This is a genomic window from Termitidicoccus mucosus, assembly GCF_038725785.1.
GTDB lineage: Bacteria > Verrucomicrobiota > Verrucomicrobiia > Opitutales > Opitutaceae > Termitidicoccus > Termitidicoccus mucosus.
Genome location: NZ_CP109796.1, coordinates 3501042 through 3525672, shown reverse-complemented (window position 1 = coordinate 3525672; position 24631 = coordinate 3501042). Strand labels below are relative to the sequence as shown.

The following is a 24631-nucleotide window of genomic DNA, read 5'->3' as shown; positions in this document are numbered from 1 at the left end:
CTCCGCGCCACCGGCACCGTCGGCCTGCCCTTCGCCTACCAAATCGCCGCCACCAACACCCCCGCGTCCTTCGCCGCCGAGCCGCTGCCCGACGGCTTCGCCTTCGCCCCCGCCACCGGTGTCATCTCCGCGCCACCGCCGCGCTCACCCTCTTCGCCGTCGAGCCGGCCCCCGCTGGCGCCCTCGTCTGGAACGGTGCCGTCACCCCCGACTGGGACACCGCCACCGCAAACTGGACCCGCGACGGCGCCCCCGCGCTCTACACCAACGGCGACACCGTGGTGTTTAACGACTCCTCCGTCACTGGCACCGTCGCCTTCCCCGCGCCCGTCGCCCCCGGTTCCGTCACCGTTGATATCGCGGGCGACCTTGCCTTTGCCACCACCACCGCCACGGGCGGCATCACCGGCACGACGCCCCTCATCAAGCGCGGCGCCGGCAAGCTCGCCTTCACCGGCCACAACGGCGCCGTCGGCGCCTTCACCGGCACCACCACGCTGGAGGCCGGCATCATGGAGGCGTATCTCACCAACACCGCCCCCGCCTCCCCGACCCTCGGTCCCGTCGTCTTCGCCGGCGGCACCCTCACCCACACCCGCTACACCGGCGGCGAGGCCAATTTCGGCACACCCGGCTGGCCGCTCCACGTCCCCAAGGATGCCGAGGGTGTCTTCATCGGTAACAACAACTCCCGCGTCCTCAAGTTCACCACCATCCTCACCGGCGCCGGCACCCTCAAAATCGTCGCTGATGGCGACAGAATCCAGTTCCTCGACGCCCAGTTCGCTGGTTTCACCGGCAACCTCGTTCTCTCCTCCAACACCGCCACCGCCGTCCGCGCGTTCCAGCACCGCCCCGCCACCGTCGCCTCCGTCCTCGAAAACACCACCCTCGTCCTCGACAACACACGCCTCGAGGAATACGCCGGTCTCGCCGTCCCCACCGTCACCATTGGTGCCCTCGCCAGCACCGGCACCTACGCGCAATTAAAGTCCTCCGACAAGGCCCCCGGCACCACCTACGTCGTCGGCGGCAAAAACCTCGACACCACCTACGGCGGCGAGTTCATTGACGCCAGTTCCTCCGCCAAGGCCTCCCTCACCAAGATCGGCACCGGCGTGCTTACCCTCACCGGCACCAGCCCCCACGGCGGCGCCACCACCGTCGAGTCCGGCACGCTCCACCTCGCGGGCGCGTTCTTTGGCCAGAGCCCTGTCTCCATCGCTCCCGGCGCGGGCTTCGGCGGCAACAGTTTCGTCGCCGGCGACCTCACCCTCGCCGACGGCGCGACCCTGCTCGTCGGCACCTTCAACTCCACGCCCGGCGTCGGCTCCGGCATCCTCTCCGGTCCCCATGTGATCGGCGCCGCCACTCTCGGCGCCACGCTCAACGTCTCCACTATCAGCACCGGGGACGGCGATCCCATTTTCACCGGCACGCATACCTATACCGTGCTTGAGGCCACCGAGGGCATCACCGGCGCGTCGGTCATCACCTGGACCGGCCCGCGTGTGGACGGCGAAGTCGTCTTCAACCGCACCGTTGACAAGATCACCGTCACACTCAACGTCCCGCAGCCGCCCGCCATCACCAGCTCGCTCACCGCCACCGGCACTGCCGGCATCCCGTTCAGCTACCAGATTGCGGCGACCAACATCCCCGACCGCTACGCCGCCACCGGTCTCCCCGAGGGTCTCTCCCTCAACCCCGCCACCGGCGAGATCACAGGCACCCCGCCCGGCACGTCCGACGCCGTTGGCGCCACCAGCGTCACCATCACCGCCTCCAACCTCGGCGGCACCGCCACGCAGACGCTCGTTATCACCATCGACGCCCCGCCCGCGCCCTCGGTTGCGCCGTCCATCACCAGCCCGCTCACCGCCGCCGCCGCCGTCGGCGCGCCGTTCAGCTACCGCATCACCGCGCTCCCCGGCCTGCTCACCGGCTTCACCGCCGTCGGCCTGCCCGGTGGCCTCTCGCTTGACCCCGCCACCGGCGTCATCTCCGGCGCCGTCACCACCGTCGGCACCAGCAACGTCACCCTCACCGCCACCAACGCCGTCGGCACCGGCACGGCCACGCTCGTGCTCAACGCCTACGAGATGCCCGTCATCACCAGTCCGCTCCGCGTCACCGGCACCGCCGGACAACCCTTCTCCTACCAGATCGCCGCCACCGGCAATCCCTCCACCTACGCCGCCGAGGGCCTGCCCGACAGCCTCGCCGTCAACCCCGCCACCGGCCTCATCTCCGGCACGCCCGCCGCCCCCGGCGCCAGCAGTGTCGCCATCGCCGCCGTCAACCCCGTTGGCTCCGTCGCCGCCATGCTCACCCTCGTTATCGTCGAGCCTCCCCCCGCCGACGCGCTTGTCTGGACCGGTGCCGTCAACGGCGACTGGGACACCACCACGCCCAACTGGACCAAAAATGGCGCCCCCGCCACTTACACCGACGGCGCCCGGCTTTGGTTCGACGATGCCGCCGTCACCGACACCGTCACCCTCGTCGTCCCCGACGAGCTCGCCGCCACCGGCTCGGTCGCCTACATCCCCGCGGACCTCACCTTTAACAACTCGGTGGGCACCCTGCGCATCGTCACCTCGGCGAGCACCACCATTTCCGGCACCGCCTCGCTGCACATGCAGGGCAGCGGCACCGTCGTTTTCCCCGCTGCCGTCTCCGGCTGGGTCGGCCTCATGACACTCGATTCCGGCGAGGTGCTGCGCTACCAGACCTACAACGGCTCGGTCGTGTTCAACGGCGGCACCCTCGCCGTCAACTACACCGACACCGCTGGCAGCGTCGGCGGTGAGTCACTCGCCTATTTCGTGGACGAGGGTGAGTCCGGCGTCATTGACCTCCGCCGCAACCGCTTCACCATGCGCGGACGCCCGATGGGCAGCGGCACCCTCGCCATCAACTTCGCCACCACCATCAGCCGTGCCGATTTCGACCTGTTCAACCCCGAGTCATTCAACGGCACACTGATAATAAACGGCGAAGGCGGCATGCGCATCCCCACCGCCGCCGGCAACCTCAACTGGGCGACCGGCTACCTCAACACCACGCTCGTGCTGGGAAAATCCGCCAACCTCTCGCATACGACCAGTTCTGGCGGCAACACCTTCGTCATCGGCGCGCTCGCCGGCTCCAGCCCCGATGTCCGCTTGGGCGGCGGTGCCAACGGCTACATGGTCACCTACCGCGTCGGCGCGAAAAACGTGGACACCACCTTCGCTGGCAGCATCGCCGGCCTGTCCAACTTCCACAAGACCGGCACCGGCATGATGACCCTCACCGGTTCACTCGCCCACACAGGCAACACCGCCGTCTATGACGGCGGCCTGCTCCTCACCGGGCGGCACGACGGCACCGGCGCCATCCTCGTCGGCAGCTCGGCGGCCTTCGGCGGCTCCGCCATCATCGCGCCCGATATCACCTTCCAAGACGGTGCCGGACTGCTCCTCGCCGCCGACCCCGCCACCGGCGAACTCGCCGGCCCCACCGTCGGCGGCGCGGTCAAGTTCGAGGGCGGCGCCCTCAAGGTCCGCCCCGTCATTCCCGTTGGCGGCAAAATCACCAACGGCGTCTACACCGCGCTCTTCTCCGATTTCGACTTCTCCGGACGCCCCTCGCTCGAATGGTCGTCGCCCGATGCCCCCGGCGTCACCGGCGCGCTCGCCTACGTCGGCGAAAACCAGATCCGCGTCACCGTCACCGGCGGCGAAATTCCCCGCCCGGTACTCACCAGCGTGCTCGTGGCCGAGGCCATCACCGGTCAGCCCTTCAGCTATACCCTCACCGCCACTGGCGACCCCGTCGCACCCACGCAGTTCTCCGTCGTCGGAGACTTGCCCGCCGGTCTCGCCTTCGACCCTGCCACCGGCATCCTCTCCGGCGCTCTCGCCGCCGCCGGCGAGCATGCCGTCCAGTTCCGCGCCGAAAACACCTCCGGCGCCGTTGACGGCACCCTGCGCCTCATCGTGTATGACACCACGCCACCGCCGCCGGCCATCACCAGCGAGGCGGCCATCATCGTCCAGCGCGGACGCCAAATGTCCTACCAGATCACGGCCGACCGCCCCGTCACCGGCTACACCGCTAGCGCGCTGCCCCCCGGCCTCGTCTTCGACGCCGCCCGCGGCCGCATCACCGGCACGCCTGAGCAGGTTGGCGCCACCGACGTTCCCCTCACCGCCTCCAACCTCGGCGGCGCAGGCACGCTCTCGCTCTCGCTCACCGTTACCCACCCGCGGCCCATGCTGCTCACTACCACCTCCACCATCGCCGTGCAGCACGAGGCGTTCTCGTGGCAGCCGGAGTGGAATTACGAGCCGCTCGGCTACTCCATCAGCGGCTTCACCGAGTCCATCGGCGGAGTCGCCGCCAATCCCGCCGCTTACCTCTCCGTTGACAGCGCCACCGGACTCATCACCGGCGCCTGCCCCAACGTGGCCACCTCCGGTACTGCCCCGCTCGTCATCCAAGGCACCATCTCCGCGTGGAACCTCTCCGGCACCACCAGCTATAGCGTCACCATCACCGTCAACCCGCCTGCGCCGGAGATCCTGAGCCCCGATCATTTCACCACTGCCGTCGGCGTGCCCTTCAACCACACCCTCCTCGCCTCCAATATGTATCCCGCCTACATGCGCACCTATGGCGTCACCAGCATCCCCAGCGGCCTCAACGTCAACCCTAGGACCGGTGAAATCAGCGGCGCGCCCCTCGTCGGCGGCGTCTTCGAGGTCGCTTTTGTCGCCTCCAACATCACCGGTTCCGGTGCCAAGCTCGTCGTCATCACCATCAACGGCGCCTCCGCGCTAACCACACTCGCCGGGGAGGCGGGCGCATCCGGCGCCGACGATGGTCCGGGCGAAACCGCGCGCTTCAACTCCCCTGGCGCCGCCGTGGTTGGTCCCGACGGCACGCTCTACATCGCCGATACCGCCAACAACGCCATCCGCGCCCTTGCGCCCGACGGCACCGTCTCCACCCTCGTCACCGGCCTCAGCCAGCCCGCCGCCATCGTCATCTCCGCCGACGGTGCCACCCTCTACGTCGCCGAGGCCGGCGCCATCACAAAAGTGGACCCCTCCACCGGCGCCCTCACCCCGCTCGCGCTCACCGGCAACGCCCCCGCGCTTAACACCCCGGCCGGCCTCGCTCTCGACGTCGTGACTGGCGCGCTCTACGTGGCCGACACCGGCAACCACCTCATCCGCAAAATCGACCCTGCCACCGGCACCATGACCACCGTCGGCGGCACCGGTGCGGATGGTTACGCCAACGGTGTTGGCGGCACCGCCGCCTTCAGTTCGCCCACCGGTCTCGCCCTCTCCTCTGATGGCGCGTGCCTCTACATCGCCGACACCGGCAACCATGCCATACGCAGCCTCGACACCACCACCGGCGAAGTCACCATCCTCGCCGGCATCGCCGGCGAAATTGGCGGCAACGACGGCGACACCGGCGCGCGTTTCAACTCGCCCACCGGCCTCGCGCTCGACGCCGCCGGTGTCCTCCTCGTGGCCGACACCGGCAACCACACCATCCGCTCGCTCGACACCGCCACCGGGGCCGTCATCACCTTCGCCGGCAATGCCGACGAGCCCGGTACCGCCGACGGCGCCGTGGACCAGTCGCTGCTCGACAGCCCGCGCGGCGTCGCCATCGATGCCGTCAACGGCGAAATCTACGTGCTCGACACCGGCAACCACACCGTCCGCGTCTTGCAAATCGGCCCCTCCATCCTCACCCCGCCCGCCAGCCAGTCCGTGCCCCTCGGCTCCACCGCCACCCTCACCGCCGCGGCAACCGGTGCTCCCGCTCCCACCTACCAATGGTATAAGGACGGTATCGTCATCCCCGGCGCCACCTCCGCCACGCTCATCATCGAAAACGTGCAACTCTCCGACGTGGCCGACTATAGCGTGATGGCTACCAACCCGATGGGCACCCGCACCGCCAGCGCGTTTCTTTCCGTCTCCGACGCCAGCCCGAACCAACCCAACGGTGGCGCCGGCGGTGGCGGTGGTGGCCATGGCGGCGGCGCGCCCGCCCTCTGGTATCTGGGCGCCCTCGCGCTTCTTGCCGCGTTTCGTGCGCTGCGCCGCAGCGCCGCCCGTCGCCACACGATCCTTCTTGCCCTCGCATTTTTCCTTTCAGTTTCTCAGCCTTTCAGCCCCTCAGTTTTTTCCCAGCAAACTGGCTCCGGTTCCATTACCGGCCGCATCCTTAACCAAGCCACCGGCCAATACCTCGGCAGCGCGCTCGTCACCATTGAGGGCACGAGCATCGAGACCACCACCGACTCGACCGGTTCCTACCGCCTCGTCAACGTCCCCGCCGGTGCCGCCCGCGTCACCGCCTCCTACGCCGGTCTCGACAAAAAGACGCAGACAGTCACCGTCGCCGACGGCATCGAGGCCGCCGCCGACTTCAACCTCACCGCACAGGTTTATGTGATGGAAAAATTCGTGGTCGCGGGTGAAGCCGAGGGCTCGGCCCGCATATTGCAGGAACAGCGCATGTCCGCCACCCAGAAGGCCATCTTTGCCGCTGACTCCTTCGGCAACATCGTGGACAGCAACTTCGGCGAACTCATGAAAAACCTCCCCGGCGTCACCATTGATTACGACGGCGAGGACGCCTCCACCATGCGCATCCGCGGCATGGACCCCGAGGCCACCAACGTCACCATGGACGGCAACGACGTCGCCACCGCCGGCCTCGACGGCGAAGCCCGGATCGGCAACGGCACCGCCACCGAAAGCCGCGCTTTCAACCTGAAAACCGTCGCCTTGGAAAACATCGAGAGCATCACCATCGACATCGCCCCCACGCCCGACAAGTCAGCCGGCAGCATGGGCGGCGCGGTCGAAATCACCACCAAGAGCGCCCTCACCCAGCGCGGACGCCGCATCACCTTCAACAGCGGCCTGAGCCTCAACACCGCCGAGCTCGACTTCGACAAAACCCCCGGCGGTGCGCGCACCCCCACCCGCAAAATCCAGCCCGGCTTCGGCCTCTCTTATTCGGAATCCTTTGGCACAAAGCGCAAAATCGGCGTCGCCCTCAGCGCCAGTTTCAGCCGCAATTACCGTTATAACAATGAATATGGCCTGCCCGGCCGCAACGACTGGCTTTACACCTACACGCCGGAGTCGTTGCTGCTCACCGGCAACAAAGTCACGCCGGACACCGTCGGCTACGTGAGCCGTTTGCAGTGGACCGAAGGGGCCAGCCAGTCCGAAAGCCGCTCCATCTCGCTCAACCTCGACTTCCAGCCCTTCGCGTCCAAAAATCATACGTTTTACCTCAAAACCTCCGCCAGCTTCGTCCGCGGCATCGGCGCCTACTCCCGCTATATGAACGTCGCCGCAGGTACCCGCGGCGACGGCTCGGACCTCGACACCATGGTCTCGCCCAACGGCACTACCATCAGCATGAGCAACAGCGTCAGTTCCCCCAACAACCGCAACTTCGCCGTCAGCGGCGGCGGCAAGCACCGCTTCGGCAACTTCCGCCTCGATTACTCCGCCAATTGGAGCCGCGCCGAGGTGGACCCCGACCCGGAAAAGAACTTCCGCGTCGAATACAACGCCACCGGCTTCGGTCTCAACATCTTCGACCTCTCTGGCAACGGCACCGGCCGCATCGTCCAGACCTCCCACGACGGCCTGGGCGTCATCACCGCCGACGACCCGCGCAGCTACCAGAACATCGACAACTACAGCAACCTCATCCTCTACCAGAGCATGCGCCTCACCACCCGCGAAAACCGCGGCGCCAAGGTGGACCTCACCCTGCCCCCGCTGGCCTTCACCGTGCCCTTTACCGACCATTCCATTATCGTGGAGACCAAGATCGGCGCCAGCTACGGCGAAAGCTCCACCGACACCCGCCGCTTCCAGCGCCGCTACCGCATGACCGGCGGCGCCAACCTCCCCAACTTCGGCACACCCTCCGAACCCGCCCTGCGCCAGTTCTCCGACCCCTATTTCAAAAACGATTGGGGCTTCGATGTGCCAGTCCCCGTCTGGGTCAACCCCTATGCCATTTATGACTATCTTCAGGCGACCCCCGAGGCGTTTTACACCAAAAACGAGGACACCTCCACCTCCGGCGACCTTTACACCGAGTTGCGCGGCGCGAAATACCAGGAGGAATCCAACCAAGCCGCCTACTTTATGTTCACCGTCCGCCTGCTCCGCAATCTTGTCATGACCACCGGCATGCGCTTCGAGGATTCGCGCCAGAGCGGCTGGGGTCCATCGGTCGAGCGCTGGAACTCCGAGTATTTCGCCACCGGCGGAAAATTCGACACCGTTTCCCCGATGATTCAGGCTCCCGACTTTCACCCCATCAACAACCCCTCCTACATACCCAACCCGCTTCTCGGCATCGGCTTCGATGAAAAAATGCGCCTGCTCTTCACCCGGAAGTATTACGACAACGTGAAACCAAAGGCCCCCCGTGCCTTCCCCAACCTCCAGTTTAGGTGGACGCCCCACAAGAACATCAACGTCCGCTTCGCCCGCACCACCAGCATCGGCCGCCCTCCGCTCGGCCAGATGATGGCCGATGAGGAATGGAACGACGCCTACCGCACCATCGACCGCGGCAACCCCGAGCTTAAACCCTCGACCTCCGAAAAATACGATGTCGCCTTCGAGTGGTATCCCAGCGGACGCGACGGCGGCGTGCTCACCCTCTCCCTCTTCCACCAGAAGATGAAAAACCTCATCGAAAACGACCTCACCTTCCTCACCGTCACCGATATCCCCGAGGAGGCCACCGTCACCGATGTGCCCGAAAATGCAACCGCCGACGATATATTGTATAGGGAAGGCATGCCCGCCGGACTCTGGGCCATCACCACCCCGCGAAACATCGGCACAGGCTCGAACCAAGGCTTCGAGCTGGCCTACCGCCAGCGCCTCGGGTTCATCCACGAAAGCCTGCGCAACATTGAGCTTTATGGCGTCTATTCCTACGCTGATCCCGTTCGCCAGGTCAAACGCCACACCATCGACAAACCCTCCTCCACCGTCAGTCCCGACATCATGCTCGAATACCTGCTGAGCCCGATGATTCTGGAGACGATTCCCACCACCAACATCAAAAAGCATTCTGCCTCCCTCCAGCTTCGCTACAATGGCAGACGCTGGAGCGGCAAAATTGCCGGCTTCTGGGTTGACCGCTACGTGCGCAGGCTCAGGACCAACCCCTTTGAGGTCACTTGGCAGAATGAATCCCTCCGCTTCGACCTCAGCCTCAGCTACAAGATCAGCAGCCGCTGGTCCGCCAGCTTCGACTGGCGCAATATCACCGCGCAGGGCGACGACCGCAAAATTTTCGACCGTACCGGCGGCTACTTCACCGCCGGCACCGTCGTGAACCTCGGCGTCCGCGCCAACTTCTGAACGAAAATGCGGAACTGACAAACCACAAGCACGCAATCCCTGCCGGAGTCCGGCATTCCGCATTTCAATCCTCCTTTCCATAACATGAAATTCCTCGCCAAATCCCTCCCTCTCGCCCTCGCCCTTTTGTCGGCAGCGGCCCTCCGCGCCCAGCTCACGCCCATCCCGGACCACTTCACCGACTGGACCGGCGCGGTGGACAACAACTTCCTTAACCCCGCCAACTGGCGCACCGACAACGGCTCCCCCGTCGTCCTCGAAGGCCCCGACATCGCCATCCGCCTGCCCGGCGACCCCGCCATCCCCAACAAGCGCATCACCTATAACCACACCGATGCCGGCGACAAACGCCTCACCCTCTATAGCATCCAGACCGGTGCCAGCAAGGCCTACACCCTTGAGTTCGCGGGCAACGAAAACGGCTGGCTCGAAATCAACCCCGTTGGACGCGGTTTCGTTTTCAACGGTGTCATCGGTGCCGAAATGGGCTCCTCCTACCGCATCACACGGCCCGACACCACCGGCAACGCCACCACCCGGCTCGCCACGAATGTCATCCTCCACCCCTACACTCGCCTCACTCTCGCCAACTCCTCCGCTGGTGTGCGCCTCGCCGCCAGCGGCCTCGGACTCGGCGTCTTCACCCTCCTCGGCAATGCCGAGATGGACGTCTCCCAGTCCGGCAACGTCCCCTTCGTCTGGATGCAATCCGGCAGCGTCACCACCACCAATGCCAGCCGCACCGCAACCGTCGAAATCGGTGCTCTCCTCCGCACCGACCCGGGCACTGTGATCTACGTCGGCGCGCGGAACGTGAGCATCAACGCCAGCCTCGGCACCGGCCAGACCAGCGAAATGTCCGGCCTCTTCTACGGTGACAACACCGGCAACGCCACCTGCGACGTCTATGGCGACATCACTCATATGACCGGCATCGTCAACTTCACCGGCGATGGCCGCGCAGCCTTCCGCCTCCGCGGCAGCCGAGCCCAATACATTGTGGACGGCGTCCACAACGGCAACATCGACATATGGTCGGCGTCCACCCTCGGCGGCAGTGGCATTATCAACGGCAACGTCACCGTCGAAGGAGGCGGCCAGCTTACGCCCGGTCGCCGCAACACCGCCGCCGACGCCCCTCTCACCATCAACGGCAATGTCAATCTCTACGGCAACCTCAGCTTCGACCTCGTCACTCCCACCGTATATGACCGCCTCGCCATCTCCGGCACCCTCACCGTCCACAGCCCCGCGCATCCCACCGCCCCCGGCGATGCCAACCTCGTCGTCGGCCTCGCCGACACCTTTCCCCTCGTCACCGGCACCTACGCTCTCATGACCGTCACCGCCCCCGTCACCGAGACCGTGACCGACGGCGTCATTACCGGCACCGCCGGCGCCCTCGACGGCAACTTCGCCGACACCCACGTCTCCTTCCCCTCCAGCACCTCCATCCGCTACTCCTGGGCTTGGGATGTTCAAAACGAAACCATTGGCGGCGTCCTCCACGAAAAACGCACTCTCCTCGTCTCCTTCGAACAACTTCCCTTCGCCAGTTCGCCCCAACTCGCCGGCAAATACTTGGCGGCGGCTGAAAAAGTCGACGAGGTTTACGCCTTGGCGGCCAATAATGGGGATGTTTACCAAACCTTCGAGCCACTCTTCGACGCCCTCAACCGCCAGCCCTCCATCATGCTCTACCGCGACGTTCTCGACCAGCTCACCCCCAGCAACTACCAGTCGTGGTTCCCCTCTGCCGTCGTCCGCGCCAACTCGATGGTGCAGAGCATGGAGGACAGGATGTATCAGGACGCCGCCTTCAAGCGCAAAAAACGCTCGTGGCAAACCTTCCTCGAAGGTTACCGGCAGGAGGCGTCGCATGCCCGCGATGCCCTTGCCGCCTATTCCAACTACGGCGTCATTGCCTCGGTCGCGGGTGTCGATTATGCGTTCGGCGAAAACGCCATCCTCGGCGCCTTTGCCGCTTACGAGCAAACCGAGTTCGATCTCGACACCGCCGGCGGCTCCTGCGACGTGGACAGTTACACCTTCGGACTCAATGCGCGCTATAACAAGGGCCGCTTCCAGTTCAACTTGGCCGGCTTCTACGGCGCCGACGATTATAAATCCTCCCGCTCCGTGGCGCTCACCCGGCTCGCCACCTGGGCCGACGCCGACACCGGCGGCACCCGCCTCGGTGCCGCCGCCTCGCTCGCCTTCACGCTCAATCTTCCTTGGTTTGAAGTCACCCCCATCGTCGGCGCGCAATGGCTGGATTGGAAAGCCGACGCCTTTCAGGAACGCAACGCCGGCGAAGCCAGCCTGTCTGTTTACGAACAAAAGGAGACTTCCCTCCAAGGCAAGTTGGGTGTCCGCGTCGCGCGCAGCTTCAGTACCAAGGCGGGCATGTTGCGCCCCTTTCTCCATTACGCGTGGCTGGCTGAGTTTGAAAGCGACACCCGCGTGCTCAGCGCCGACCTCTTCGGCGGGCGCATCGACATCGAATCCCCCGGCATCAACGCCAACGGCTGGCGATTGGACGCCGGCATCGACTGGAGCGCGACCCGCAAGCTCCGCATCGACCTGCGCTACCATTCCGAATACCGCGGCGCCGCCAACGAAAATGTCGGCATCCGCGGCGGCGTTACCTATGCGTTCTGACCAACAAAACCGAATCTTATTTTTAGACAGAATGAACAAAATTTTTCAGAATTAAACACCAACCAAATCAAACCCATGAAAACCAACATCAACATTTACAAAAAACTGTCGGCAACGTTTTGCCTTTTTCTTTGCATGTCATTCGGGATGGTCTGCGGTGCCATGACCGCGGACGAGTTGCGGGCGATGATATTCGGGCTCAATGATGAGCTCGTTGAGTTGCAGCAGGCGTATGATGACGCCTTGGTTGAAAAATCCGGTCTCGAAGGTGAGTTGGCTCTGGCACAGGCGCTGCTGAATGACGCGCTTGACACACAGACCAATCTAGATTCCGAAAAGGGCGGGTTGGATCAACAACTTGAAACAATACAGTCTGATATTGATGCTTACCAAAGCCTATATGATTCGCTTTTTGATCAAATAGCCGACGCCAACGAAACTTTGGATGCATACTTGGAGGAGATCCAAGACATCACGGACACCATTGATATCCTGAACGATCAAATTAATGAGCTGCAAGGCGAGGCCGATGCATTGGAAGCGGCGATGGACAACGGGGATTACGACGCGTCGGACGAGGAATATGTAGCTGTGGAGTTGGAAATGATCTATGTGGAGATGGGCCAGATTGAGAGCCAGATTGGCGGATATGAGCAGCAACTCGAGCAAACTGAGTCGGCTGCGGAGGCGGTGGAAACAGGCATCTCGAATATTCAAAACGACGCGGATGATCTCAGCGGGATAATATACGCGATGGAATCCGAATTGCTCGGATATGTTGATTCCCTAGAGGCGGTGCTGGCGGATCTTGACGATGTGAGTGAAATTATTGAGAATGCCCAATCTGATATCTCATCAATCGAGTTTGATTTGAGTGAAATCGCGCAAGAAATTCAGAATCTTAACCTCAATATTGAGGCGAAACACGATGAAATCGAACTTCTAAATGAGTGGCTGGCGGAATTGGAAGGTGGTTCCTCCATGGCATAACAAGGTCTTGCCTATGAATATCAATAATTGATCATCATGAAAGTTAAATATATTTTTATTTTGGCAACCCTGCTCTTGCTGTTGACGGCCAGCGTCGCCGTAAACATCCATGCGGTCAAGTCTGGGAACAGCCTGCTCGCGAATGCATTTGGAGGCTGGCGCTACGCCGGGAGTGCTTCGGACGACGAGAGGCAAAATGATGAGAAGGCCAGGAATTCCGGGTATGGGTCAAAGGGGTTTGCGGACGTGAACCAAGGCAATCTGTCTCTACGACGAGATTTGTTTCAGTCCTCAAAAGATAACGGCGCAAAGAGAAAGACTGCTGGTGCCGGTTCCAAGGAAAGGAGCGATGTTGTCGCCAAGACAATTGCCAGGGCCAAGGATGCCAAAAACAGCAAAAAAACATCTCAAGGCCATGGCGGAAAACCATTCGCAACAAGTGAAAAACCGCTGACAATCCAGCGGTTCGAAAGGGACTATGCGGCGTTTTTTGCAAAACACTCGCTAAGCGAAGGTCAGCAGGAATTGATACGGATAGCCTTGGATAAAAATAACGATTTCACCCTGAGCTTGATGCGTCGGGGCGAGCTGGGAAAGGGGGACATGGAAGTCAGAATGGCGAATGTGGAAGAAGGGGCGCGCCTGCTTGCGGAGGCTCTTCGAGGGTCGATTGGTGACGAGACATTCGAGGCGTTTGTGTATTATCAAAAAACACTGAGTCAGCGAAGACTGGCCAATGAAATCGCCGGACAAATCGCCGTGACGGGGTCGGAACTAAGCGCTGATCAGGTCGATTTGCTGGTCGATGTTCTCAAAAAAAACGGAGTGCGTTACGATGAAGAGTGGTATAGGTTGCGAATACCTTATGCGAGCAAGAATATTTTACGTTCGCTCACAAGCGCAGAGAGCAATGTGATGAGGGAAGCTGGCGCGATCATAAATCCAAATCAAGCGGAGGCAATGAGATTCTACTGGGACGGCCTTGTCAGCAAGATAAATAGCGAGTCAGTGGAAAACTAAATGCTATTGTGAAATCCCAAGGCGCGCCAGCGCAAAATACCGGTCACGGTGAAAGAAAAACAACGCACTAATAACTAATCATGAAAATCAAATATATCCCGGCAGTGATAATCCTGCTGTCACTTTTAACGGTCAGCGCTGCCATGAATATATTCCATGCGGTCGCGTCTGGGAAGGGCGGGGCTTTGCCTCCAGGCGCGAACGGAAATCCGCAGCACCCGAAGGGTGGATCAATTCCAGATGGGACGGACGGCTGGTCCGCGTCAGGACGGAACCCCAAGCAATATGGCAACCCCGATGGGAGTGCCGTTAGGATGACAAATCCGGGCGCAAGCCGGAGGCAGGGCGCAACAGGTACGAACAGACTGACGGAATTTGAAAAAGAATACGGGGCATTTTTCTCAAAATATCCAATGAGTGAGGAGAAAAAAAACTTGATCTGCGCCGCCTTGGCACGGGATTTGGAAACAATCCGTAATGTGATGCGCCAAGGCGGGATGAACCGGAATGTTGATCCCGCGATCAGAAGGGCTAATCTGGATGCCCGGCGGCGGCAGTTTGAATCCGACCTGAGAGAGCCGCTTGGCGACGAGGTGTTTGAGGCGTTGGTTTATTATCGTGATACAAAGCCTTGCAGGGAGCTGGCCGGTTCCATTTCGGAGCAAATGAAAGAATCGGGATGCGAACTCGACGCTGAAGATGTCGATAAGATGGTGCGCCTTTTCAAGGACAACGGTGTCATGCTGGCCAATGAGCATATCAGATCGCGCGCGCCCGGCATTGCCAAGGCATCAGCGCGTATGCTATCCGCAAAAGAAGAAGTGATAATAAAAGAGGCGGGTGATTTTTTAAGCCCCCGGCAAATGGATGTGCTGAAACAGATATGGAGCGGACTGACCGGCAATGAAGGCAGGCAGGTGGCAAATAAAAAATAGCAACTCCGCATATGCCCTCCGAATATTTTCACAACGGAAATTTGAGATGGAGCGTTTACTGGCCCAATCCAAATGCATGGGCGGCATTTTTGGTGTTTGTTTTAATTCTGGTTTGGGTAATTGCCGGTTTTGTCACGGCCAAAAAGAAGGAACATCGTGCGCTTGGGTATGCGCATCCTTTTCTGCTTTTGCTTGAGCTGACGGTTTGGTTTTTGCTGGCAAAGACCTGCTCGCGGGGCGGTTTCATGGCCGCCGCCGGAGCGGCCTTGTTCTTTTTTGTCGTCAGGCTCGGGCCGGTCCGGCTTTCCGCATGCCTGAAGGCGATTGCGCCGCGCGTTGCGGTTGCCGCTCTGCTTCTGGTGCTGGTGGGGGCCGTCGGAAGATTTTCGCCGGGACACCTCGCGACGGACAAGTCCGTTTCCAACCGCTTGGAAATGTGGCGGGGCGCTCTTGCCATGGTCCACGACTCGCCCTTTAATGGCTGGGGTTTTCGGAACGGGGGACTTGCATATGCCAATTGGTATCAATCCTTGGATGCGGCGGAGCGGCCGGTCGGCTTTGTCAACAGCTACCTGGATGTCGCCGTGGAATACGGGCTGCACCTGCTGGCGGTTGCCGTGTTGCTGCTGGCGTTTCTTGTCATTTTGTCGGTTACACGAGAGCACTCCTTATTAATGGCGGCTGCCGGAGCCTGCCTGGTTGCGTGGGGATTGGCCAATGTCTGGAGCAGCCTGTGGATGGAGCCCTTGCTATGGATCTTCCCTCTGTTCGCGATGTTTTTGATCGTGGTTGGCGCGGCCCGTTCGCAGGTGCGCGCCGTCCTTGGCGCGTTGTTCCGGGCCGCTTTGGTTTCCTGTGCTGCCACGGCTGCCCTTTGGTGCGCAGGTCGGCATGCGTCTCGGCGTTATGAATGGTTGGTAATCAAGGATAGCGCCACCGATAAAGTCACGCTGTGCAAACGCGGGCACCCGGGAGGCGCGGACAATCCCCGCGCGCAGGTGGAAATCTGGGCGGATGGGGCGGTTTTCGGGCCTTTTTACGGACGCGCCATCAGAGCCGCCGCCCCGTTGTTTTCCGTCCGGAGTGCGATTATATATCCGCCGTGGCATGTTACGGGACGGGAAGAAAAGCCCTCGGGGAATCCACGAATCTATGCGGGATTCCATGCCACGCGCATTTTTGACACCCCTCATGACGACGGGAATATTGTCTTGCTGCACCCGACCGCGCCGCCGCGTCGCGGCGACGGTGCCAAGATTGATTGCCCGAGGCTGTTGCTATGCCTGCCGGAGCAGGATTCCTCGGAACACAGTCTGCCGTGGCGGCGTTGGGCCACCACTATGAATATCAAGCCGGTTTATTCCCCTCAACTCGGGCAGCGAATTATCGTGCGGGAAAATATTGTTTTTTGGAGACGGTTGTTTGCCTGCTCAAATAATGCTTCGTTTTGACATGCCTTACTGGTTGACATTGCTTCCGTTGCTCTTCTGCACACTTTTGCCGTGTGTCAGCGCCGGGGAGGATTCCATAAGCGCGCAGATTGTGCACAATCTGGGACATGTGGACTTGTGGGGGCTGCCCCGTGTGAGATTCAATCTGGGTTCCACTCCCGAATTGTCCAAGCTCGGTTTCAGGTTTGTCGCGATACACAAAGTGACGCCTTCCCGCGAACGTGGTGCCAAGTCGGAATGGCAAATCACAGGCTTGCGGACTTGCCTTCACCAAAACAAAGGCGGGGACATGACTTGGATAAGACCGGATGGGCGGAAAATTGCTTTCCATAAAATAAACGCCTATAAGGATTCTGTGTCAGGCTGGTTCGTCCGTGCCGCCCCGGACGGCATTGGCGCAAGATTGAACCATGCCAATGGACAGGAATGGTGCTATAAAAATGGATGGCTGGATAGGATCACCGACCCCGTTTGGGGTCTGGTTGTGTTTGCAACCGACAGGGAATCCATTCTCCAAGCTTCCCGGCTGGACGCGGCGGGAAATGGCAGGCAAATATTAAAGATCGAATATTGCGAGTTTGGATACGTCCAAGTTATGGAATTTTCGGATACAAAACGCAATGTCCTGTCTTGGTCGGACGACTGTTGTCTCACAAGGATCAAGGGGGGGGATTGCGGCAGCGTCTCATTGCAATACGAAAATTTATTATTGAAAAGCTGGAGCACCGAAAATGGCAATGGCAACAAGTATGCGTGGCGTGAACGGAGGCATCCCGCCAAGGTTTTCAGTTTCGGCGATCCCCCGGTCGCGCTTCGCGAGGACAACGACTTTACGTATGAATATGGAACAAAAGTCGGAATCAACTATATCGTCATCAGGGATAAAAAAAAGGGCTTTGTAAGCGAGACGAGGCTGACAGCCAAGGGCTTGGTCCAAATCCTCCCGGATCGGGAAATCAGGGCGCGCTACAAGCGTGCGCCGGATGGGCGCAGAATTTTAGAGAATATACCGTCTCACCAAGGCGCGTCAGACTGAAAACCTATTTGAATTAACAATGTCTTGGAAAATCACACACTCCTTCAATCCTCTTGTGTCAAAAACGGGGCGCATTCTTGCCGCAAACATTTGCCTCGTTATTTTTGGCATAAGCACGCTGGACGCCGGGGATGGCCGGGAGATGACCCGGTGGTTTGAAAAGACGGAGATTGTCAGTATGGATCTTGGCAAGGGGGCATGCGAAATATCCAAGTATAATTTTTTGGGTTCTTGGGACACGGATTTTAAGGCGAATGGTCGAAATTCATGGAAAGATACTGTCCGGTTGAATTATGAGCGGGACAGCGCGCGATTGAAATTGACCGCCCGCGAGGCAGGAATAAACGGGGCATTGCCAGCATTGTTGAGTTTGGACGCCGAGGACGCTTATTTTAATAAAATATCATGGAAAGACAGCCAGGTGTCGGCCATGGCATTCCGTGCGATTTCGCCACAGCGTCAAACTGCGATTCTCGAAGTGGACACGGACAATAGGCTTGCTGTGTATGTCAATTCCAAGCTGGTGAAGGAACTGGTGCCGACGGAAAATGTGGAGCTTGGAATCAATTCCTTGATTCCCGTTCCGCTGGAGGAGGGAGAGAACATGTGTTTTATCAAAATCGTCTCTCCAGCCGGTCCTCCGAGGCTCCGGATGTTGATGGCGCTGGATCAATCCAAGGATTTTCAAGCCGCGTGGAATACGACGGGGGGCTTTTTAAACAAACAAATATATGCCAAGGCGAGCGATCGCGAGGTTCCGACGCTCAAATGGGATGATTTGTTGGGCAGATTGGCCGTCTCTGTGGAAGTTCATGACATGGCGACCGGCCAAATAGTGCTGAAAAAAGAAAGCCTCAGAAGCGGCAGTGTCTTGCGAAATGGCCTGGATTATCTGGGCGAGGGATTCTATAAAATTTCCTACAAATCGAACAAGGACGAGGCTTATGAGTATTTCTTGGTGGGCTCCCCCCGGAGAGTGTTCGAGGATATGAAAAACGCGCTCGCAAAGTTCTCATGGGACGATGGCGCTCAACTCAACATTGAGGCACAGATCATACGAGGGAAGATTCTTTTGGACAAATCAAATTACGATGCAAACAACCGTGCGTGGCAGGAAAAGGTTGTTTACACGCTCGGAAGCCTGTCAGAGTTGATGAAACTGAGGGAAAGAAACACCGGAGATTATGCCAGGGACACCCCAGGATTGCACATTCGTGGATTTACCTCTGAAATTGACCGCTCCCGGCAATTCTACCGACTATACATTCCGTCAAATTACACGCGCGCCCGGGGCATTCCCCTGATGCTCATCATGCCGACGGCCATATCCGCAAGGGGCAGGCCGTTTATTGAGAGCCCCTTCATGGCGTCGCACCGCAATGCCGTTCAAATTTGCAGGTTCGCCGAGAAGCACGGGGTTGGAATTCTATGGCCTGGATACAGAAACGCCCCCGAGGGCTGGTCGTATGAATCCGTTCATGCCGGGGAGGCGTTAAGGGCCGTTGAGAAAGATTACAATATTGATGCCTCAAGGATAAGTCTCTATGGGATTTGCAGCGGTGGCTTTTACGCCGGGCGACTGGTTATGAAATATCCCAAACGCTTTGCAGCCATCGTTTATGATCGGGCGATTTTCGACGGAAAAGCATCAATCGAGAAAGATTCGCCGGGGTCGTTGGATGAGTGGCTTGAGGCAATCAATCCTTCCGGGAGGGTTGCTAATAATCCGGGGATTAATATATTTGTTCTTAACGATGGCTCAAGGACGGAAGGCCACGGGGAAATGAAGCTGTCCGAAGAGTTCTTGCAAGCAGCGTTGCCTCTACGGAACGATATCAAGCATTTGCTGGGCAGGCGTCCAACCGGTGTGGAGCTTTGGGATATGATTTTTGGATGGCTGGCCCATTGCAAAAATGACGGGCATGACAGCGCCCCGGCCAATGGCCTCGACGAATCCGGCTATGCCGGTCCAATATCGGAGATATTTTCCCGCCCGTTTATTGTCGTCGAGGGGGCTTCGTCCGGTCCGGGGGGCGCATTCCACATCCGCGCGGCCATGCGCTTGTTGTCGGGGATGTATAACCGGCAGTTTTACGGCGCTGATTTTATTGTAAAAAAAGACAGGGACGTTACGAAAGATGACTTGAAAACCAAATCATTGATTCTGGTTGGGAATCCCGAAAGCAACAGCGTTTGGAAAAAACTGGAGTTGGGGCTGCCCGTGAAAGTGGGGAATGGCGAATTGGCAATAAGCGGGCGTCCCTTCTCCGGCGAATCCGCGTTCATGGCAATATGCCGGAACCCCTCAAATCGGGAAAATCATATCTTGCTGGTCGGTGCCGGGGATTTGCGGAATTTGATATTCGCGACAAATATCAACCCATGCAGGGCTTGGTTTGATTGCGGTGTCATTGAAATGGAAGGGGATCGCTTGAAGCGCGGAATCATTGGAAAACTGGGGATGCCCGTCTCCGGGGAGAATGACTGAATGCGTGTTCTCCCTATTATATTTTCAACAATCCATGCCCATATGAAAATCAAAATCAGCATCCATCTCGTCGGGTTGTTTTGCATGCTTCTTGGGGCGTCTTGCTCAAAGGAAGCGCAACAGAAAGCCGTTGTGCCCGACATCATATATGAGGATGGCGTGGCTCCCGCCGCCGTCTTTTCAGCAACCAGAAACGGCCATCTCGTCAGCTTGGAATGGTTCCATGATTTTTCGGCATGCAAATCCATTGAAGTTCTCAGGAATACCACGGGCAGGCCAAGGAATAGGCATCGATCGGCGCTCCTGAAGCCCGAAACAAGACGGTATGAAGACACTCTGCCCGATACCAGCTCCTATTGGTATTGGCTCAAAGTCACGCCACCGGAAGGAGGAGCGAAAACCTTGGGGCCGGTGAGGGTTGGGGCCGATGATCGGAAAATTGGCAGTTATTCAAGGATTTCAGACAAATATCCGTGGCAGGTCCGTCGTGACAACGCTACCGCCACCATAGCGTGGAGTTTTCCCAATATAAAGTATCGACACATAAGGATTATAAGATCCACTAATCCCAAGAACAACCGACAAGAAATCCTTACGACCTTGGAATGGAGCAGCAGCAGGATTGATGAATTGCCCGACCCCGAGGCGGATTATTGGTATTGGATTGAGGCATTGCTGCATGAGGGGACGTTTGTTGTGCAAGGCCCGGTTAAGGCCGAATTTGCCCCCAAAGGCAGTTCAAAAACCATGGAATGAACAAAAGGCGACGAGCCATCCACATTTAAGGATTCTTTATTATGATGAAAAACATTCTGTTTTGCCTGCTGTGCGCTACCTTGTTTTTGGGGAGCGCGTCCGGACAGGAAAAACCATCCGCAAAAAAAGCGGAAACCTCCGGCCCCCTCGTCGAAATGGAGCCGTATGTGGTGCGCGACAGCCGCATCCTGCCGCCCCCCGAGCAATGGCACTATGTAAAGGTGCCCGCGCTGGAGCTGCTGCGCGGCAAGCGCAGCATCGTCGCGCCCGGCTATGAAATGCTCTCCAACCTCAACGCCAGCCAGACCAGGGTGCTCGTCGAGGAATTGCAGTTGCGCCAGTTCGCCGCCACCTATATCTGGCCGATGCTCACGCAGGCCCTGCCGAAGTCACCCGTGTATGTCGTCGTTGACATCAACCAGCAGTTCCTGTCGCTGCCGGGTCCGGTGTTGCAATTGAGCGGGGCCTGGGAGGGCGACCCCATCGTGCCGGACACCGCATTGCCCCTAGCGGACGGAGCCGACGCCACCGGCGTGGAGGCCAGCGGCTTCATCGTGGCCGCCGACGCTTCCCGGGCGTTTGCGGCCGAATACGGCCTCGGCGCGGTCCCGGAACCCGGCGAGGAGACCGGCTTGGCCCCCCCCGTGCCGCCGGGCGAGAACGCGCGCAGAACCGAAGAGCGCCAAGCCTCGGAGGAATACGAGACAAAACCGCTCGCGGAAGGTTTTGTGAAACTGGTGGCAAATGGAGGCCCGCTCACTGCGCTCATCCGCGCCGGCGACCCGGCGGCGGGCGCGGAGCGCCCCAGCGAGGAGCGCCTCGCCGCGACCTTGAGCTACGAGTTGAGCATGTTCGCGCTCAACTCGCTCGCGCAAAAACCGCCGCCTTGGTTTGCCCGCGGTCTCGGCAGCCTCCTCGGCAGCACGCAGGTTTCGCAAACCCACATCCAATTCGCCCTTGTGCGCGATAAATTCACCGGACGCCATATGCCTAATCTCTCCGATATTTTTCAAAAAAAGGACGGCGACAGCTTTACCACCGAAGAGTCGCGGCTCGCCTCCGTCTTTGTCCACTACGGCCTCTACGCCGAAAAGGGGAAATTCGCTCCACGCTTCATGAAATTTGTGGACAGGCTCGAGCGCGGCGAGCCGCCGACCGAGGCGTTGTTCAATGAAACCTTCGGCTCCGGCCTGTTCAACTCCGGCATAAGCCGCATGGAAACAAACCTCGCTGTCTATTCGCGCGATTTTGCCTTCTATAAAAGCATGGATATAAAGGGCGACATCCCGCCGATGCCCCCGCCGGTTTACCGCGAAGCCACGCAGGCGGAGGTCGCCCGCATCAAGGCCGAGGTGCATATTGCGCAGGGTGCCCTCGCGAAGGCCCTCAACGAGCTGCGCGTCGCCTACTGGCGCGGCGAGCGCGATCCCGCCATGCTCGCCATACTCGCCATGCTCGAGCAACAATCCGGCTCCGAGTCCCGCGCCCGCAAGCTCATCCAACCGCTGCTGGCCCTGCCCAAGCCACCGCCCCGCGCCTACATCACCGCCGCCCGCATCCGGCTCAAGGACACGCTCGCCATCAAGCTGCCCGGCGCGAAACTCGGCGCGGAGGAAACCTCTGAGTTGATCTCCGTATTGAGCGGCGCGCTCGCCGGCGGCCTGACCACCGAGGACCTTTGCACCACGCTAGCCGAGGTGGTCACCCATAGCTCCGTCGCCCCGGACGCCGGTCTCGCCGCCTTCCTGCGTGAAGCCGCGAAACGCTATCCGAAAAACAAAACCATTGCCGAGGCATCCAAACTGGATGCCGGCCCTGCCGTCGATGCCTGAACCCATGCGAACGTGGAGACTCGCGACACCGCGCGCCCCCAGTGGTTGGCCTTTGCACCTTAACACTCGTTTTTAACATCATGCACAAACAACATTGCGTTCCCCTTGTATTTGCGTCCGTTTTTGCCACCACGGTTTGCGCCGCCGGCTCCGTGCCGGAGCGCTTCGATTTCGGCCCCGGCATCGGCGCCGCCTACACGCAAGAACGCGGCCATGGCTTTGTCAGTGCCGACGGTCTTCGCGACGTGCCTGCAAACGGCAACGCCGCGTTCAAAACCGGCGCGCTCACAAGCGACAAACCGTTTTTCTTTGCGGTAGACCTGCCCGAGGGTAACTACGACGTCACCGTCCATCTCGGCGACCCGTCCGCCGCATCCGACACCACCATCAAGGCCGAGAATCGCCGACTGATGCTCGAATCCGTAAAAACCGCCAAGGGCGCTTTCATCGCGCGAACCTTCACGGTCAATGTCCACACGCCGCCCATCGCAGGCACGTTCAAAAACGTTTCCCTGAAACCGGGCGAAGCCGACTCCGCGAATTGGGATGGCAGGCTCACGCTCGAATTCAACGGACCACATCCATCCGTCGCTGGCTTGGAAATCAGACGCAACGACTCCGCGCTGACCGTATTCCTCGCGGGCGATTCCACCGTGACCGACGGCCCGAGGGAGCCTTGGACATCATGGGGCCAGATGCTCCCGCGCTTTTTCGCACCGGGCACGGTTGTCGCTAACTACGCCCAGTCCGGCCTCACGCTCAGCTCCTTCCGTCGGCAAAACCGTCTCGATAAAATCCTCAGCACAATCAAGCCGGGCGATTATGTGTTCATACAATTTGGTCATAACGACATGAAGGAAAAGGGTGGCGGTGCCTTCACCACCTACGCCGGGAATCTCCGCCAATACGTTGACGCTATCGCCGAAAAACAAGGAAAACCCGTGCTGATTTCCCCCATGTATCGCCGCCGCTTCGCGAAAGACGGTTCGCTCGTAGACACGCTTGGCGATTATCCTGCTGCCGTGCGCAAGGTCGCGGAGGAGAAAAAAATTCCCTTCATCGACCTGCATGCAGCCAGCGGGCGCCTGTTTGTCGCGCTCGGCCAGGAAAAATCCAAGGCCGCCTTCGTGCACGTCCCCGCAAACACCTACCCAAACCAGCCCAAGCCAATCGCTGATAATTCGCATTTCAGCAACTACGGCGCCTACGAGCTTGCCCGCTGCATTGTCGAGGAGATCCGCGCCGTCGTTCCCGAACTGGCTCCGCGCCTCGCGCCCGACGTCGGCAAGTTCAACCCTGGACAGCCCGACGCCCCCTCGGCCTTTGCGATACCGCCAAGCCCGCCCGCGCGCGACTTAATCAAACCCGAGGGAAGCTGATGACTCTGCGCGCACCATGGGGCCTGAAAACAATTTTGAAAACACCGCATGGTGATTCTCAAAACCCACCGCACAACCAAAAATCCAAATATACATAACACATGATCATGAATAATATCATAAAATGGCTCTTCGTCTTCGGTAGCATTGCCTCCATCGTTTTATCAAGCACCGTTTGGGCTGCTTCGGAAAAACAATCGGAACCAAAGCAGCCGGAAGCCGCCGCAGCCGCCCAAACAAACGGCAGCCTCAAAGCTGGGCGCAAAGGGGACAAGGTCACGCTCACATGGACGCTTCCCGAAGGGAACTGGCGCCGTGTCGAGATCATCCGCAACGATAAACCGGATGTCAAAAATCGCAAAAGGGTGAAAGTCTGCCGTCGCGGCGATATAGCCTATGTGGACACAATTTCTGACACGGGCAAACAGTATTGGTATTGGCTGAAGCTTTTCGACAAGGACAATGCGATAACCAACATCGGCCCCGTGAAGGCGGAGGAGTAATAGGGTTCCTTGCTTTGAATGATGTGGAAGCAATCAGTTTAGGCTGGATGTTTAAGCTGGAGAATGCGGGCGCGTCAAGCCGCTGGCTGAGCATAAGCTTTGAACCTAAACTGACTGCCTCCTCCTTTTGTTCATTAAACACGGATCAAGGC

At 59.8% G+C, this 24631-nt stretch carries 12 protein-coding genes; all 12 read left to right on the top strand.

The window, feature by feature from the left end:
- The first annotated feature begins 278 nt into the window (after nucleotides 1–278).
- Nucleotides 279–9428, top strand: coding sequence for a TonB-dependent receptor domain-containing protein (locus tag OH491_RS12365; protein ID WP_342751045.1), 9150 nt, complete (start codon nucleotides 279–281; stop codon nucleotides 9426–9428).
- A gap of 84 nt (nucleotides 9429–9512) precedes the next feature.
- Nucleotides 9513–12089 (top strand): autotransporter outer membrane beta-barrel domain-containing protein, encoded by a 2577-nt coding sequence (locus tag OH491_RS12360; protein ID WP_068770989.1) that lies wholly within the window; start codon nucleotides 9513–9515, stop codon nucleotides 12087–12089.
- 75 nt (nucleotides 12090–12164) lie between these two features.
- A complete protein-coding gene (locus tag OH491_RS12355; RefSeq protein ID WP_068770990.1) occupies nucleotides 12165–13079 on the top strand; it encodes a hypothetical protein in 915 nt (304 codons plus the stop codon).
- Nucleotides 13080–13115: 36 nt separating this feature from the next.
- On the top strand, nucleotides 13116–14099 hold the full coding sequence (locus OH491_RS12350; RefSeq protein ID WP_145928860.1) for a hypothetical protein: 984 nt from the start codon (nucleotides 13116–13118) through the stop codon (nucleotides 14097–14099).
- Between the two features lie 80 nt (nucleotides 14100–14179).
- Complete coding sequence (locus tag OH491_RS12345) at nucleotides 14180–15034, top strand: hypothetical protein (protein ID WP_145928861.1); 855 nt, start codon at nucleotides 14180–14182, stop codon at nucleotides 15032–15034.
- A gap of 11 nt (nucleotides 15035–15045) precedes the next feature.
- Nucleotides 15046–16485 carry an O-antigen ligase family protein gene (locus OH491_RS12340; protein ID WP_084442294.1) on the top strand — a complete coding sequence of 480 codons (1440 nt, stop codon included), beginning with the start codon at nucleotides 15046–15048 and terminating at the stop codon, nucleotides 16483–16485.
- A 1-nt stretch (nucleotide 16486) separates the two neighbouring features.
- Nucleotides 16487–17521: a hypothetical protein gene (locus OH491_RS12335; RefSeq protein WP_145928862.1), complete on the top strand. Its 1035-nt coding sequence runs from the start codon at nucleotides 16487–16489 to the stop codon at nucleotides 17519–17521.
- A gap of 19 nt (nucleotides 17522–17540) precedes the next feature.
- Nucleotides 17541–20009, top strand: coding sequence for a hypothetical protein (locus tag OH491_RS12330; RefSeq protein WP_068770995.1), 2469 nt, complete (start codon nucleotides 17541–17543; stop codon nucleotides 20007–20009).
- Between the two features lie 42 nt (nucleotides 20010–20051).
- A complete protein-coding gene (locus OH491_RS12325) occupies nucleotides 20052–20765 on the top strand; it encodes a hypothetical protein (protein WP_068770996.1) in 714 nt (237 codons plus the stop codon).
- Between the two features lie 41 nt (nucleotides 20766–20806).
- Complete coding sequence (locus OH491_RS12320; protein WP_068770997.1) at nucleotides 20807–22597, top strand: hypothetical protein; 1791 nt, start codon at nucleotides 20807–20809, stop codon at nucleotides 22595–22597.
- Between the two features lie 80 nt (nucleotides 22598–22677).
- Entirely contained in the window at nucleotides 22678–23976 is a 1299-nt protein-coding gene (locus OH491_RS12315) for a rhamnogalacturonan acetylesterase (RefSeq protein WP_068770998.1), read from the top strand.
- Between the two features lie 107 nt (nucleotides 23977–24083).
- Nucleotides 24084–24479, top strand: coding sequence for a hypothetical protein (locus tag OH491_RS12310; protein ID WP_145928863.1), 396 nt, complete (start codon nucleotides 24084–24086; stop codon nucleotides 24477–24479).
- The last annotated feature ends 152 nt before the right edge of the window (nucleotides 24480–24631 follow it).